We start from the raw sequence: 14231 nt of genomic DNA on the forward strand, positions 1-14231 counted from the left end.
GGCGTGTGCTGGCTCACCCTACACAAAGGACTAGAACGATGAAAAAACTTGCAACTCTTATCTCTGCTGCACTTCTTTCTTCCACTGTATCAGTAGCGGCACAAGCCCAAGATACGATGGCGATTGTGGTTTCGACGCTAAACAACCCGTTCTTCGTAACGATGAAAGACGGTGCGGAAGCTAAAGCGAAAGAATTGGGGTACGACTTAATTGTACTGGACTCGCAAAATGACCCGAGCAAAGAACTGTCGAACATCGAGGATTTAAGTATTCGCGGTGTAAAAGCAATTCTTATCAACCCAACGGATTCTGATGCTGTGTCTAATGCGATTCGTATGGCGAACCGTTCTAAGATCCCTGTATTGACACTAGACCGTGGCGCAAGCCGTGGTGAAGTCGTGAGTCACATCGCGTCCGACAACGTGATCGGTGGTGAAATGGCAGGCCACTACATCATGGAAAAAGTTGGCGAAAAAGCAAAAGTAATTCAGCTTGAAGGCATTGCGGGCACATCGGCGGCGCGCGAGCGTGGTGAAGGTTTCATGAATGCCGTGAAGGGCAGCGATATGGATCTTCTTGCCAGCCAGCCAGCAGACTTTGACCGTACTAAAGGCCTAAACGTGATGGAAAACCTACTCGCGGCTAACCCTGATGTACAAGCAGTGTTCGCACAGAATGATGAAATGGCGCTAGGTGCACTTCGCGCCGTTCAAGCTTCTGGCAAAGACGTCGTTATCGTTGGTTTTGATGGTACGGAAGACGGCATTGCCGCAGTTAACCGTGGCAAGCTAGCAGCAACCATCGCACAGCAACCAGATCTTATCGGTGCTTTAGGTGTTGAAACGGCTGACAAAGTCTTGAAAGGTGAAAAAGTAGAAGAATACATTCCGGTGCCACTAAAAGTAGTGACTAAATAAGTTTGACGTTCAATAAAGCGTCCTAATTTTTGCTCTCTCTTCCGTTTATATCTGTCGTTTAGGAGGAGAGGGCAAACATACCCAAGTGACTTAAAAATGCAGGGTATAGATGCCTTTGGCTTTTTATCGTGACTCCTTCGCTAAGAAGAGAAGTTAAAGTCATCTAATGTATTTTCCAAAATAGTTTTTCAAAAAAAGGGTTCATTCAGAACCGAGGATAACCGTATGAATAAGTTAGTGGTGTTAGGTAGTGTAAACGCTGACCATGTTCTTCAAGTGCCTTCTTTCCCTCGCCCTGGCGAAACGCTACATGGTCGCAACTATCAAGTTATCCCAGGTGGCAAAGGTGCCAACCAAGCTGTTGCTGCAGCTCGACTCAAGGCTGATATTGGCTTTATTGCTTGTGTAGGCGATGACTCGTTCGGCATCAATATTCGTGAAAACTTCAATATGGACGGCATCGACATCACTGGTGTGAAGATGCAACCAAACTGCCCAACTGGCATTGCGATGATTCAAGTGTCGGATAGTGGTGAAAACAGCATTTGTATTTCAGCAGAAGCGAATGCCAAATTGACAGCAGAAGCGATTGAGCCAGATTTAGATCGCATTCGCCAAGCGGATTACCTGCTGATGCAATTGGAAACGCCGATGTGCGGCATAGAGAAAGCCGCGCGAGTGGCGAAAAATGCAAAAACTAACGTCATTTTAAACCCTGCCCCTGCTCGTGAACTGTCAGACGAACTGCTTGCTTGTATTGATGTCATTACACCAAATGAAACCGAAGCTGAAGTGTTGACGGGGGTAACGGTAACGGATAATGACAGCGCGCAAGAAGCGGCGAATGTGCTTCATAGCAAAGGTATCGAAATTGTCATGATCACTCTCGGTGCGAAGGGTGTTTGGTTAAGTCAAAATGGTAGAGGTGAGCTCATCCCGGGGTTCCGTGTTGACGCGACCGATACCACCGCGGCAGGTGATACGTTTAATGGGGCATTAGTCACTGGCCTGTTAGAGGATTTACCTTTAGAATCAGCAATTAAGTTTGCACATGCGGCGGCTGCAATTTCTGTGACCCGCTTTGGCGCGCAGACGTCGATCCCAACTCGCGAAGAGGTGGACGCGTTTCTCGCTGCACAATAGGGCTTAAACGCCTCATTAATTAGGAGTAATAACATGGCGACGATGAAAGACATCGCAAAACTGGCAGGGGTTTCCACTTCAACAGTGAGCCATGTTATTAACAAGACGCGTTTTGTGAGTGAAGAGATCTCCGAACGCGTCAATAATGCCGCAAAAGAACTCAACTACTATGCGCCATCAGCTTTGGCGCGTAGCCTCAAAGTCAATCGTACCAAAACCATTGGTATGCTAGTGACAACCTCAACCAACCCATTCTTTGGCGAAGTCGTAAAAGGCGTCGAACGCAGCTGCTACCAAAAAGGCTACAGCCTCATTTTATGCAATACCGAAGGTGATAACGAACGTATGCGCCAATCCATTAATACGCTTTTGCAAAAGCGTGTCGATGGTTTGATCTTGATGTGCTCCTCGCTAGAAGGGGAGCGTATCGATGTATTTGAGCGTTATCCTGATATCCCTGTCGTGGTGATGGATTGGGGGCCGATGCTGTTTACGAGCGACAAAATTCAAGATAACTCGCTTCGTGGCGGTTACCTAGCGGCGAAATACCTGATTGATTGCGGCCACACAGAAATAGGATGTATCACCGGCCCTTTGATTAAACACCAAGCGCAAATGCGATACGAAGGTTACAAACGTGCGATGAACGAAGCTGGCTTGGAATTTAATGCCAACTGGATCATTGAATCGGACTTCGAATGTGAAGGCGGATACCAAGCATTTATGAAAATGGCGCAGCGAGGCACCTTACCCAGCTCGATTTTCGTTTCCAATGATATGATGGCGATGGGTGTGATTAACGCCGCAAATGAGCTCAATATTAAAGTCCCGGAACAGATTTCAATCATCGGTTACGATGACATACATATCGCGAAGTTCATGTCGCCATCACTCACCACAATTCACCAGCCTAAATACCGTCTTGGGCAAGCTGCCGTGGAAACGCTTGTCCGAAAATTGGATGATAAATCAACAGAAGCGCAAGTCGTGCAATTAGAACCTACCTTAGTTGAACGAAAAAGTGTCAAGATATTAAAGTCAAGCAGCACTAGATGACCTGTGATGTTGAGCTAAAAAATCAAAAAAGTCGTTTCTCTTTATACTATAAAGCCTTACTATCACCATTGATTATAAATAAAAATATTAATTGTTGTCTGGCGGATTAGTTAAATGTTATCAAAAGGTTACGCTAAGTTCTCCGTAAAGCATCCTTGGTTTCACCGAGTTAATGTTATTGCGGTCATACTGATTTTTTTTGTGAGCTGTTATCAGCTCTTGGTGAATGAAGCATTCGAGTACGCAATTGGGTTTGTTATTACACTTTTGGCGTCAGCTTTATTTGCATCAGCTTCCGCATTCAAAAAGCGCTATTTAGGTTTGGATTCTTAGGCGTGTTAATTTCCAAGCGGTTCAATTGAGTCATTTATTGCTTTCAAGCAAATATTGAACTGAATTATGATCGAGTGCATCAAGAGGGGGACAAATGTCCTCCTTTTTGTTAGGTGTCACGCCCTAATATAGGCATATTCCCAAACAAAATAATAAAGGACATCGACATGGACCTACTTGCCTTACTCGATATAAACAACACCCTGGTTAACATTCCAATTGGCGGCGGTTACGCAATGAGTTGGATCGAAGCTTTCGGTACGGTTTTTGGATTGCTTTGCATTTGGTTTGCTAGCCAAGAAAAAACCATCAACTACTTATTCGGTTTGCTGAATGTCACTCTTTTTGCCGTTATCTTTTTCCAAATTCAGTTATACGGATTATTACTTCTTCAACTGTTTTTCTTCTGTGCGAACATTTACGGTTGGTATGCGTGGACTCGTCCAAACGCGGAAGGTGAAACGCTGGAAGTACGCTGGTTAAACAAACAGAAACTCATCGCCACTGCTTCTATTAGCGTTGTGTCTATCGCGTTGTTAACCATCTACATCGACCCTTTTTTCTTTGCATTAGCAAACATTGCTGTTGATAGCTTGAATCTCTTTGGTGCAGGTTTGGCTGATCCGGTACTTGAACCTGATGCGTTCCCGTTTTGGGATGCAACCATGACAGTACTTTCTGTTGTTGCACAAATTCTGATGACACGTAAATATGTGGAAAACTGGATTCTTTGGGTTGTGATTAACATCATCAGTGTTGGCATCTACGCGACACAGGGTGTTTATGCGATGTCTGTTCAGTATGCGATTTTGATGTTCATTGCTGCCAATGGTACGCGTGAATGGGCCCGTAGCGCCAAGCGCAATGGCGATAAAACCTTAGCTCAAGCTGCAGCTTAAGGAACGAATAATGGCGAAACAACCTCATATTGGTGTTGATGAAACACAAGTCGCTCCTCTCGTCATTGTATGTGGTGAGCCAGACCGAGCTAATCGTATTGCCGCATTATTGGATGATGCAGAAATGATCTCGGAAAATCGCGAGTACCGTGTTTTTACTGGCAAATACAAGGACCAGCCTGTTTCAGTATGCAGCACAGGCATCGGCGCCCCATCGATGATCATCGCAGTTGAAGAGCTAAAACAGTGCGGCGTAACTCATGTAGTACGTGTTGGATCGGCAGGTGCGATGCAATCAGGCATTCAGCTTGGCGCGCTAATCATTGCCGAAGGTGCGGTAAGAGATGAAGGCGGATCCAAAGCGTATGTGGATTCGGCTTATCCGGCGTACGCAAGTTTTTCCTTATTAAAGGAAGTTGAGCGTTACCTGTCGGTGCAAGAGGCGCGTTATCATTTCGGTGTGGTACGTTCTCACGACAGTTTCTATACCGATGACGAAGATGCGATATGCCAATACTGGAACAAGAAGGGCGTCTTAGGTGCCGATATGGAAACCTCAGCTTTGTTTGCCGTTGGCCGATTACGTGGTCTTCATGTGGCTTCGATCTTAAATAACGTCGTTCTGTACCAACAAGATGTGAAAGAAGGGGTTAGTCAGTACGTTGATGAAGCGAAAGTAATGATGCAAGGTGAGAAGCTTGCTGCAACGACGGCGTTAGAAGCGCTGATTGCTCAGAGATAGTCCGTACTAACTTCAGTAACTCTTATAAATCAATGAATGTAAAGCGACAGGCCACTGTCGCTTTTTTATTTGGTGTTACGGGGTACAATCCACCTGAGATAGTTATCAGTAACTTTTCTGAGAGAGCAGAGAATGAAAATCAGCCCGTATCCAACTGGCCGCTTCAAAACATACCTTGAAAAAAAGAGCGTTGCCTTTCGTGAGATGATCTATCAGTGTCAAATTAGTACGCGTTACTTTGATGCTGGGGAAGAAATTCTCCGTCAAGGTGAGCAACTTCAGTACTTATATGTTGTGCCGGTAGGTCGAGTTTCAATGAGCATATTGGCCGCGAATGGGCGACGCTTTCAATTAGGAGAGGCAAACTGCGACTACCATATCTATGGTGAAATGGAGTACTTCACTCAGACTCCTTGCCAATGGAACGTGATTGCAGACGAGCACATGCAGGTTGATGTCATCTGCATCCAAAAACTAACTGAAGCGCTACAAAAGCATCCAGAAATGATGGTGTTCTTTGCTTCAGCGTTGGCCGAAGATTATCAAGATTCTATGGATATCTATACCAATCGGTTATTGCATCCCATTACTTATAATATTGCGTATGATCTTTTCGTCCGTAATCAAACCAACACATTGCTCGGTGGCTTTGACAAAGTGAATCAAGAAGCTGAGCGATTTGGTACTTCTGGTCGTGTTTATCGACGTGCAGTTAAAGATTTGATTGAAAAGGGATTGATTGCAAAAACGGAAAACGGGTTGGAGATTATTGATGAGCTTGCACTCAAAGCATTTATCGAAGCGCATGAATGATACACCTAGATATTGCAATGAATGGTTTTTATAAGTCTTTGATATAGTTGGAGCTCGAATAAGCGTAACTAATGTAAAGTACCTTAAATTTTGTTGAATGCAGTAAAGAGTAACGTTATATTGCGAACGCGCATGATAATAGATCTCATTAAGGCTTAACAAAATGAAAAAATTCGTCGGTGCGGCTATGCTGTCGCTATTTACTGTTTCTCCTTCTTTCGCTGCTAAGGTTGTGATTGACCATTACATGGGGCAAACCGAGCTAGAGCAATCACCAGAGCGCGTGGTTGTGATTGGCTTTGGTCCGCTAGATGCGCTGGACAACTTTGGTATCGATCCTGTTGCAGTCTCTAACTCTTCTAATCTGCCTAGCTACCTTTCAAAATACAGCAAAGATAACTACACCTCTGCGGGTAGTTTGTTTGAACCTGACTTTGAAACCATTTACATGCAAAAACCGGATTTGATATTGGTTGGTCCGCGAGCGTCTGCGAAATATGAAGAGCTGAGTGAAATTGCTCCTACGGTCGTTTTTGCTGCGAAAGAGAATCAAGGTTACTGGGAAGGTACGCAAGCACAGTGGCGCAATATTGGTAAAATCTTCGATATCGAAGAAAAAGTAGAGCAGAAAATTGAAGCGCTAGATGCTCAATTCAAAGCAATCCGTGACTACAACCAATCAAATAACAATGATGCGTTAACGATTTTAAGCATGGGTGACAACATCAGTGCGTTTGGTGCTCAATCACGATTTGGTGTGATTTATAACGATTTCGGTTTCTTGGAAACGGTTGAACACGTGAAAACTGGCACTCACGGAGATGTTATTTCTTATGAATTTATTCGTGAAGCTAACCCGAAAAATATACTCGTAGTTGACCGCAATTCGCTGAAAGGCACGCCAGATAACGATATTCGTAAGTCCATGGATAACGACTTAGTCAAAGCAACCGCCGCATATAAGAATCACAAAATCACTTATTTAGATGTGGACGCGTGGTACTTGTCGATGTCTGGTGTGACTGCAACAGAAAAAATGGTCAGTGAGATCAAGCAAACCGTTGAACTGTAATCCAAGATAGCAGAGGTTAACTTTGAAAAAGTTATTGCTAACCCTTGTGGTTTTAAGCACGGTTTCGTTATTTGTTGGGGTGGCAAACATGACGCCCCAACAGTTATTTTCGGGTGATGAGAAAGCGTTAGAGCTTTTCTTTACCAGCCGTATACCACGTTTATTCGCCATACTGCTTGCTGGTGCAGGCTTAAGTATTGCAGGCCTTATTATGCAGCAAATCAGCCAGAACCGATTTGCTGCACCTTCTACAACCGGTACGATCGAATGCGCCATGCTGGGCTACGTACTGAGCGTGGTTTTCTTTGGAAACGACAACCACCTATGGCTTGTCTTTGGTATCTCGGTGTTCGGGACGCTAGCATTTATTTTCTTTATTCAACGCATTCAATTTAAGAGTGTGGTCTTTGTGCCACTTGTCGGAATTATTTTCGGCAATGTCATCCAATCCATGACCACGTTTATCGCTTACAAATACGATGCACTTCAAAGTCTGAATGCTTGGACAGTCGCAAACTTCGCCAACATCTTGCGTGGTGATTTTGAACTGCTGTACATCGCGGTACCAATGGCTATTCTCAGCTATCTTTTTGCCGCAAGGATTTCAGCCGTGGGTATCGGAAAAGATTTCGCGGTTAACTTGGGGTTAAATTATCAGCAGGTTGTGACGATTGGCGTGCTGTTGGTGTCCATCATGTCGGCAAGTGTTGTGATGATTGTGGGGCAGCTGCCATTCCTTGGTCTGATTGTGCCGAACCTCGTGAGTCACTTTTATGGTGATAACCTCAAAAAGAACATTCCGCTTACGGCCATGTATGGGGCGACTTTAGTGCTGTGTTGCGACTTGGTGAGTCGTTTGATTATCTTCCCTCATGAAATGCCAATCTCTATCGTGATCAGCATATTGGGTGGCGTGGTATTCATCGCGATGTTGTTGCGAGGTAAACAACATGCGTGATTCAACGAAAATCCTACTGTTAGGCGGCATTGCGGTACTTTTCGCATGTTTGTTTATTGGTATTGGGCTAACGGCTGACAACTACCAGTATTTTTTATCTCGTAGAGTTCCTAAAGTATTGGCGATAGTGCTAGCGGGTGTGGCTATTGCTCAGTCTTCACTTGTATTTCAAACCATTACGCACAACCGAATTTTAACGCCAAGTATCATGGGGTTTGATGCGTTGTATGTGTTGACGCAAATTTTGATCGTGCTGATTTTTGGTGGTTTGAGTACTTTAGTTCTTAACTTGTACGTCAATTTCACGATTGCCGTAATTATAATGGTGTCGTTTTCATTATTGTTGTTTGGTTTTTACTTTTCTAAAGGAAGCAAGAACTTGATTACGTTGCTATTGGTCGGCTTGATCTTTGGTCAGCTATTTTCCAATGCGGCGTCATTTTTCTCTTTGCTGATGGACCCAAATACGTTTGCAATCGTTCAATCGAAACTTTACGCCAGCTTTAATAATGTCAAAGTGAATTTGGTTTACTTTAGTGCACCAGCTTTGATGTTTGCATGTTGGTTGCTATTTAGTATGCATCGCACTTTAGATGTGTTTTGGCTCGACCAAGACAATGCGAAAAGTTTGGGCGTCGACGTACCTAAGGTGACGCGAAATGTATTCATTATCTCGGCGGTTCTGATTGCTATTTCTACGGCTCTAGTGGGACCAATCATGTTCTTTGGTTTGCTGGTGACCAACTTAAGCCGAGAAATGTTCCGAAGTTACCAACACAAAACGCTATTGGTTGGTTGTTCGTTTCTCTCCATCAGCTCGTTACTGGCTGGGCAATGGATTATCGAGAACGTGTTCAGTTTTGAGACGACGTTGAGTGTCGTTATTAACTTTATTGGTGGTGCGTATTTCTTATACCTACTACTGAAAAACAAAGTTGTATAAATATGATAGTGATAGACAAATTAACGAAGGCCTTCGGTTCAAATAAAGTGGTTGATGAGGCCAATACTCAGTTTGAAAAGGGCAAAGTGACGTCCATTATTGGCCCGAATGGCGCGGGAAAGAGCACGCTGTTATCTATGGCTTCGCGCTTAACGGAGCGGGATGGTGGTAGTGTTATCATTGATTGTAAGGAAATTGCGGAATGGGACACTAAAGAGTTAGCGAAAAAGCTGGCGGTACTTCGTCAAGCCAACTCTATTACCATGCGATTTACCGTGAAGGAGTTGGTCTCTTTTGGCCGTTTCCCATACTCCAAAGGAAATCTGACCAAAGAAGATCATGCGGTGATTGAACAAGCGATCGACTATCTAGATTTACAAGGTATACAAGACAAATATTTGGATGAATTAAGTGGTGGTCAGCGACAGCTTGCGTTTATTGCCATGGTGATTGCACAAGATACAGACTACGTTTTTCTTGATGAACCACTTAACAATCTAGATATCAAACACTCTCTTCAGATCATGAAAGTCGTGCAGCGGTTAGCTCATGACATGAACAAAGCCATGGTGGTGGTAATTCATGATATTAATTTCGCAGCGTGCTACTCGGATGTCATATTGGCGCTTAAGCAAGGCAAAGTTGTGGCAAGTGGTGCGGTGGAGGAGGTGATTCAGGCGTCTACGCTAGAGGATATCTACGAAACGCCGTTTAATATTATCGAATTAAACGGCAAGCGCATGTGTACTTACCATTAATCCAACCTCAGGGCTTAATGAAAGCGATTCCTCAATGAGGATAGATAGGCGAGTTTACTTGGTGAGCTCGTCTATGATTGGGCATCGGCTTTCAGCGTCTCCCGGACAAGAAGAAACCCAACCTTCAAGTTGCGTTTTGATCTCCATAAGGTGCGCGATTTTTTCTTCAACCTCTCTCAGCTTATCCATGGTTCTTGCTTTTACTTCGCTGCTTTTTCGGTTGGGATTATGGGCAAGTTGCACTAACTCTTTGCATTCTTGCAGTGAAAAGCCTGCGTTTTTTGCGCGTGATACTAAGTTAAGCTCTTGAATATGATTATCTGAATATTCTCGATAGCCAGAGTCGCTGCGCACTGGTGGAGATATGATCCCTTTGTCTTCATACAATCGAATCGACTTAGATGAAAGCCCAGTAAGCTTTGCGACAGCACCAATATTCATGTTTAACCTCCATAACGTTTAAGGCGAGTATATACCGATGTTGTGGATAAGACACTCCTAAATAACAGTCAGTTACCTGGGGCCTCTTTACTCTTTTATCACTTCATGCGGTGGTACACCAAATACCTTTTTGAAAGCGCAGGTGAAGTTGGAAGGGTGGTGGTATCCGGCTTCATAAGCAGCTTCCGTGATCGTCACTAGGCCACGTTCCAAGTGTTGCCTCGCAATCTCAAGGCGCCGAAAGCGAATATAACCATTTACGGTCATATTCAGTGATTGCTTAAATCGGCGCTGCAGGTTTGAAACGCTCATTGAAAACACGCTTGCCAACTTCTCTAAGCCTAGTTCTTGCTCAAGGTGAGTTTCTATATAGCTAACAATATCCTCTATTCGACCATCTGTGTGCCGTTCAAGGCTATTTTTATTCGCACTGAAATTCTTGGGGATTTGCTCAGTCGCTTGATGCAAAATTTGATAGATCAAGCTTTCCACTTCCAACTTATCTTGGAATTCTTGTGGTGTTTCTCGGCTTGTCAGCGTTTCAGCCAGTTCGCATAACGCCTGGTTAAGCTCTAGAGAATGAAACGCCTGATGAGAGTTAAAAAAGGACCGATGACGACAGGTTTGGTCAAGGCGAGCCTCTAGCCACTGGGGCTTAACCAATATGTTGATCTTATTAATGAGGTTATCTTTGAGCAGTGAACGACGAAAGTTTGCAGGTTTGAGTAGGTTCACCACGACACCTTTAGGGCCGTCGCTTGCGTCTAAATCAAATTGCAAATCGTCATAGCCAAACGAGAGCTTACCTTCTAAAAGAATAGTGACCAACAGTGAGGCGTGTGCAGTAGAAACAATATGTGAATCAACAAGCTCTAGGCAACGTCCACCATGAACAAAGATTTGATCATTGTACTGATATGATAGGAATTTGCCTTCTGCCAGTTGAGTTTGACAAGGTTGACCTTGCGTGACGATCCACTGCTTTTCTGTGGCTTCCAGTTTTTGGGTTAAAGCAATCTTGGCAATTCTAGTTCGTTTTGGTGTGACTTCCTGCATTTGACACTTCCTCATAACACTTGTGCGATTTCGCATAATCAAATCGCCTTTGTATTTATAAAACTCATGCTTATTATACCTGAGAATTATTATCATTAATATTTAGGAATGAAGTTATGGAAAGCCCTGCTTGTTCATCTATCAAGCTTTCAAGCCTTTGCCTTGCAGTGGGAATGGCGCTATCAAACCCTGTTTTAGCTCAAGATACCGAGTCACATTTTGAAGAAGTCGTTGTATGGGGAACAAAAGTTTCTAGCAATACTGAGTCGATGTTTGCGGACGACATGTCACTGAAGCAAGCGGATCATATGTCTGATTTACTGCGCGATATTCCCGGTGTTGATGTTGGTGGAACACACTCTGTGAATCAACGTATTACCATTCGTGGTTTGAGCGAAACCGATTTGGACATTCGTCTTGATGGTGCTTCTCAGCATGCGAGCATGTTCCATCACATTGGTAACTTGACGCTAAACCCTGACATTCTCAAATCTGCCGATATCCAGGTAGGTAATAACTCTGTGACTCAAAATGGCTTAGGCGGCTCGGTTTATTTTGAAACGAAAGACGCTCGCGATTTACTTCGTTACGATGAAACGTTTGGCGCTCGTGTTTATGGCGGTTATGCATCCAACGACAACCAACAAGGCTCGTTGACACTGTACGGGCTTTTGTCCGAAAACATTGATGCGATGGTTTATGGCCATTACGTTACGCGCGATGACTTTGAAGATGGTGACGGCAACAAAACCTATGGCGCTGCGGGTGATGTTTACAACATTCTGGCTAAGTTGGGGTATGAACTAAACGACATCCATCGTTTTGAGCTCTCTTATGACATGTACCGAGACAGTGGTGATTACAGTCCGCGTCCTGATATGTCGGGTAGTGCGAACAATGGCTTATCGAGCACGTTACTTATTCCTACGGATTATGACCGAGATACCGTTACCTTGAGTTACGAGCTGCGAGGCGAACAACATCAAGGTAACGTCACACTTTATAATACCGAGACGGAAATTAAACGGGATGAGAGCGTTATGGCTCCTCGCTGGCCTTCGAACCGTTTATCGAAGAACACCGCTAAAAACCAAAACTTTGGTTTGAATGGTAAGTTCCAGTCGGATGTTATGTTAGGTGAGTTTGATAATCTAATCACCTATGGTTTCGACTACATGGATAAGACATCTTCAAGTTACTACGGTAGCCGTAAGTTCATGGATGAATCGGCCATTTCAACCGCACTGTTTGTAGAAGACCAGTTCTTCTTCTCTGATGCTTTCTTTGTTACCGCAGGTATGCGTTTTGATGATTACAAACGTGAAGCTGAAACGGGGACGAGTAACTATGATGATGTGACCTGGGCCCTAGCGGCAGAATGGGCAGTCACTCAGGATTGGACGCTGTTTGCGAGCGCACGCTCTCTATTCAAAGGCCCTGAGCTGATGGAAACCTTTATTGCCTACCAAGACGTTGCATTTTTAGAGGATGGACTAAAGCCAGAAACGGGGTTGAACACACAGGGTGGTGTCCGTTTTGATAAAACCTCTGATAAGCATTTCTTTGGAGCGAATATTACGGCATTCCAAACGGAAATTGATGATTACATTGCAGACCAGTACCAAAACGCGCCTCAAACTTACCTGATTTACAACTTAGGTGATGTCGAGATTAAAGGCTTTGAGGCAAGTGCTTCTTATGGCTACGACAAGTTTAACAGCAAACTTTCTTACTCTAAGTCGGACACCAAAAACAAGAATACTGGTGGCCCTGTTGCTGGGGGTAATGGGCGTAGCATTGATATGGGTGATAGTATTGCTCTAACTTTGGATTACCAGTCAGACGCTTTAGAAACGATCTTCGGGTGGAACTCAATGTTTGTTCTAGAGGAAGACAACGTCTTTGATAGTCAGCCAAAGAAAGCAAGTTATGATGTACATAATCTATATGCTCAATGGGTGCCGTCTGATATTGATGGACTGTCGGTGACCTTTGGTATTGATAATGTATTTGACGAGTTGTACAGCTCTCATGCGTCTCGTTCGGGTACTGCACGTGGCTTCACGCTTGATGACTACGAGCCGGGTCGCAACTTCAAACTTTCTGCTGCTTATCAATTCTAATAGGGCTCCCGAGAGGGGGCGCTTCAAAACACGAGTAAATTCATGATTAAAGAAAGCACCCGAATAGATAGCGAACACGCTGACAAATACTTAGTGACACTTTGTCGGCATTTTGGACGAAAGGTTCCTGCTACTTGGAATGAAAACAGCGGTTTGGTGACATTTCCGACGGGAAAAGCGGAGTTTGCTCTTTGCGAGTCTAGCTTGACCATTATTTGTGAGGCGGATTCCGAAGAGAAACTGAGCACAGTGAAGGCGATAATCTCATCGCATGTAGACATGTTCTCTCGTCGAGAAACATTAGCACTTAACTGGGTTCGCTAGAGCTATTGATGAATGTGCAGAAAATGAGAGCGCATTAAAAGCAAAAAGCCCGCGCTCTTATCATTCGCGGGCTTTTATTGTTCGAATGCTATTGCTTTTTAGGCTCTAGATTCTAGGCTTTTTTTTTCCTGTTGCATTTTTGCTAGGAAGTAGATATTAACGCAAGCAATAAAGCCGTTAGTTAATACTACAGGCCAAGAATCAATCATTAGTCCGTAAGCAGTAAATAGCGCACAACCAATAAAGTTAAGGATACGAAGCTTAACAATATCTTTCATAGTTAGCGAAATTGCGACCATGATTGAAGCTGCATAACCTAAAATCTCAACCATATTCATGTCCATTTTTTGACCCTCTTAAAATCTGCCGAATTTTGTCGGTACCAATTCTTCTCATCTTGAGATTAATGAGGAAGCTCCATGCCTCGAATGGTCTTTTTTTGTTGTATGGACGCACTATATCAATGGAAAAACCGTGATAAAAGCCTCAAATCAAGGTTAAGAGAAGGTTAGCGATTACGCAAACGTTTAGGACGGGAATTACTGATAATTTTACTTATTGTGTTGATTGATAATAACGATGGTATTAATAGCTCTCACATCATTGAAAGTGGGGGAATATTTACATATGATTGAAAATGATAATTATTTTCA

The 14231-nt window shown here is 43.8% G+C and carries 15 protein-coding genes; 12 read left to right on the forward strand and 3 right to left on the reverse strand.

Going from position 1 to position 14231, the window contains the following annotated elements; all coding sequences use genetic code 11:
* Nucleotides 1-38 precede the first annotated feature (38 nt).
* From rbsB to vctC, 10 genes are all read left to right on the forward strand, one after another.
* Nucleotides 39-917, forward strand: coding sequence for a ribose ABC transporter substrate-binding protein RbsB (gene rbsB / locus MSG33_RS02560; protein ID WP_005397160.1), 879 nt, complete (start codon nt 39-41; stop codon nt 915-917).
* 225 nt (nt 918-1142) lie between these two features.
* Nucleotides 1143-2060, forward strand: a complete 918-nt coding sequence (rbsK, locus tag MSG33_RS02565; RefSeq protein WP_248379736.1) for a ribokinase — start codon at nt 1143-1145, stop codon at nt 2058-2060.
* 33 nt (nt 2061-2093) lie between these two features.
* On the forward strand, nt 2094-3116 hold the full coding sequence (locus tag MSG33_RS02570; protein ID WP_006741009.1) for a substrate-binding domain-containing protein: 1023 nt from the start codon (nt 2094-2096) through the stop codon (nt 3114-3116).
* Nucleotides 3117-3616: 500 nt separating this feature from the next.
* Complete coding sequence (pnuC, locus tag MSG33_RS02575) at nt 3617-4348, forward strand: nicotinamide riboside transporter PnuC (protein ID WP_005397168.1); 732 nt, start codon at nt 3617-3619, stop codon at nt 4346-4348.
* A 10-nt stretch (nt 4349-4358) separates the two neighbouring features.
* Nucleotides 4359-5090, forward strand: a complete 732-nt coding sequence (locus tag MSG33_RS02580) for a nucleoside phosphorylase (RefSeq protein ID WP_248379738.1) — start codon at nt 4359-4361, stop codon at nt 5088-5090.
* A 132-nt stretch (nt 5091-5222) separates the two neighbouring features.
* Nucleotides 5223-5903, forward strand: a complete 681-nt coding sequence (locus tag MSG33_RS02585) for a Crp/Fnr family transcriptional regulator (protein ID WP_006741007.1) — start codon at nt 5223-5225, stop codon at nt 5901-5903.
* Nucleotides 5904-6066: 163 nt separating this feature from the next.
* Nucleotides 6067-6975: a siderophore ABC transporter substrate-binding protein gene (locus MSG33_RS02590; protein ID WP_134645591.1), complete on the forward strand. Its 909-nt coding sequence runs from the start codon at nt 6067-6069 to the stop codon at nt 6973-6975.
* 22 nt (nt 6976-6997) lie between these two features.
* Nucleotides 6998-7933, forward strand: a complete 936-nt coding sequence (vctD, locus tag MSG33_RS02595; protein WP_041853077.1) for an iron chelate uptake ABC transporter permease subunit VctD — start codon at nt 6998-7000, stop codon at nt 7931-7933.
* The gene (gene vctG / locus MSG33_RS02600) at nt 7926-8876 is read left to right on the forward strand and encodes an iron chelate uptake ABC transporter family permease subunit (protein ID WP_248379740.1); all 951 of its coding nucleotides are present in this window, start codon (nt 7926-7928) and stop codon (nt 8874-8876) included. Before vctD ends, vctG begins: the two co-directional genes overlap by 8 nt.
* Nucleotides 8877-8878: 2 nt before the next feature.
* Entirely contained in the window at nt 8879-9634 is a 756-nt protein-coding gene (gene vctC / locus MSG33_RS02605; protein ID WP_005397181.1) for an iron chelate ABC transporter ATP-binding protein VctC, read from the forward strand.
* Nucleotides 9635-9688: 54 nt separating this feature from the next.
* Here vctC and cueR read toward each other — a convergent pair whose 3' ends face one another.
* Nucleotides 9689-10075, reverse strand: coding sequence for a Cu(I)-responsive transcriptional regulator (gene cueR, locus MSG33_RS02610; RefSeq protein ID WP_248379742.1), 387 nt, complete (start codon nt 10073-10075; stop codon nt 9689-9691).
* 87 nt (nt 10076-10162) lie between these two features.
* The gene (locus MSG33_RS02615) at nt 10163-11131 is read right to left on the reverse strand and encodes an AraC family transcriptional regulator (protein ID WP_248379744.1); all 969 of its coding nucleotides are present in this window, start codon (nt 11129-11131) and stop codon (nt 10163-10165) included.
* 116 nt (nt 11132-11247) lie between these two features.
* Between MSG33_RS02615 and MSG33_RS02620 the strand changes: the two genes are divergently transcribed.
* The gene (locus MSG33_RS02620; protein WP_248379746.1) at nt 11248-13254 is read left to right on the forward strand and encodes a TonB-dependent siderophore receptor; all 2007 of its coding nucleotides are present in this window, start codon (nt 11248-11250) and stop codon (nt 13252-13254) included.
* A gap of 42 nt (nt 13255-13296) precedes the next feature.
* Entirely contained in the window at nt 13297-13578 is a 282-nt protein-coding gene (locus MSG33_RS02625) for a DUF2218 domain-containing protein (protein WP_046875989.1), read from the forward strand.
* Between the two features lie 98 nt (nt 13579-13676).
* On the opposite strand, the gene MSG33_RS02630 is transcribed toward MSG33_RS02625, so the two are convergent.
* Nucleotides 13677-13922, reverse strand: a complete 246-nt coding sequence (locus MSG33_RS02630; RefSeq protein WP_005397186.1) for a YgjV family protein — start codon at nt 13920-13922, stop codon at nt 13677-13679.
* Nucleotides 13923-14231 lie beyond the last annotated feature (309 nt).

It is taken from the genome of Vibrio sp. 1CM7H (genome assembly GCF_023161645.1).
In the GTDB taxonomy this organism is placed as follows: Bacteria; Pseudomonadota; Gammaproteobacteria; order Enterobacterales; family Vibrionaceae; genus Vibrio; species Vibrio diabolicus.

Bases quoted from the DNA above. Each gene is read 5' to 3' on its own strand.
- vctG (WP_248379740.1), top strand. From the start codon at position 7,926: ATGCGTGATTCAACGAAAATCCTACTGTTAGGCGGCATTGCGGTACTT.
- MSG33_RS02585 (WP_006741007.1), top strand. From the start codon at position 5,223: ATGAAAATCAGCCCGTATCCAACTGGCCGCTTCAAAACATACCTTGAA.
- MSG33_RS02615 (WP_248379744.1), bottom strand. From the start codon at position 11,131: ATGCAGGAAGTCACACCAAAACGAACTAGAATTGCCAAGATTGCTTTA.
- MSG33_RS02630 (WP_005397186.1), bottom strand. From the start codon at position 13,922: ATGGACATGAATATGGTTGAGATTTTAGGTTATGCAGCTTCAATCATG.
- rbsK (WP_248379736.1), top strand. From the start codon at position 1,143: ATGAATAAGTTAGTGGTGTTAGGTAGTGTAAACGCTGACCATGTTCTT.
- rbsB (WP_005397160.1), top strand. From the start codon at position 39: ATGAAAAAACTTGCAACTCTTATCTCTGCTGCACTTCTTTCTTCCACT.
- pnuC (WP_005397168.1), top strand. From the start codon at position 3,617: ATGGACCTACTTGCCTTACTCGATATAAACAACACCCTGGTTAACATT.
- cueR (WP_248379742.1), bottom strand. From the start codon at position 10,075: ATGAATATTGGTGCTGTCGCAAAGCTTACTGGGCTTTCATCTAAGTCG.
- MSG33_RS02580 (WP_248379738.1), top strand. From the start codon at position 4,359: ATGGCGAAACAACCTCATATTGGTGTTGATGAAACACAAGTCGCTCCT.
- MSG33_RS02570 (WP_006741009.1), top strand. From the start codon at position 2,094: ATGGCGACGATGAAAGACATCGCAAAACTGGCAGGGGTTTCCACTTCA.
- vctC (WP_005397181.1), top strand. From the start codon at position 8,879: ATGATAGTGATAGACAAATTAACGAAGGCCTTCGGTTCAAATAAAGTG.
- MSG33_RS02590 (WP_134645591.1), top strand. From the start codon at position 6,067: ATGAAAAAATTCGTCGGTGCGGCTATGCTGTCGCTATTTACTGTTTCT.
- MSG33_RS02620 (WP_248379746.1), top strand. From the start codon at position 11,248: ATGGAAAGCCCTGCTTGTTCATCTATCAAGCTTTCAAGCCTTTGCCTT.
- MSG33_RS02625 (WP_046875989.1), top strand. From the start codon at position 13,297: ATGATTAAAGAAAGCACCCGAATAGATAGCGAACACGCTGACAAATAC.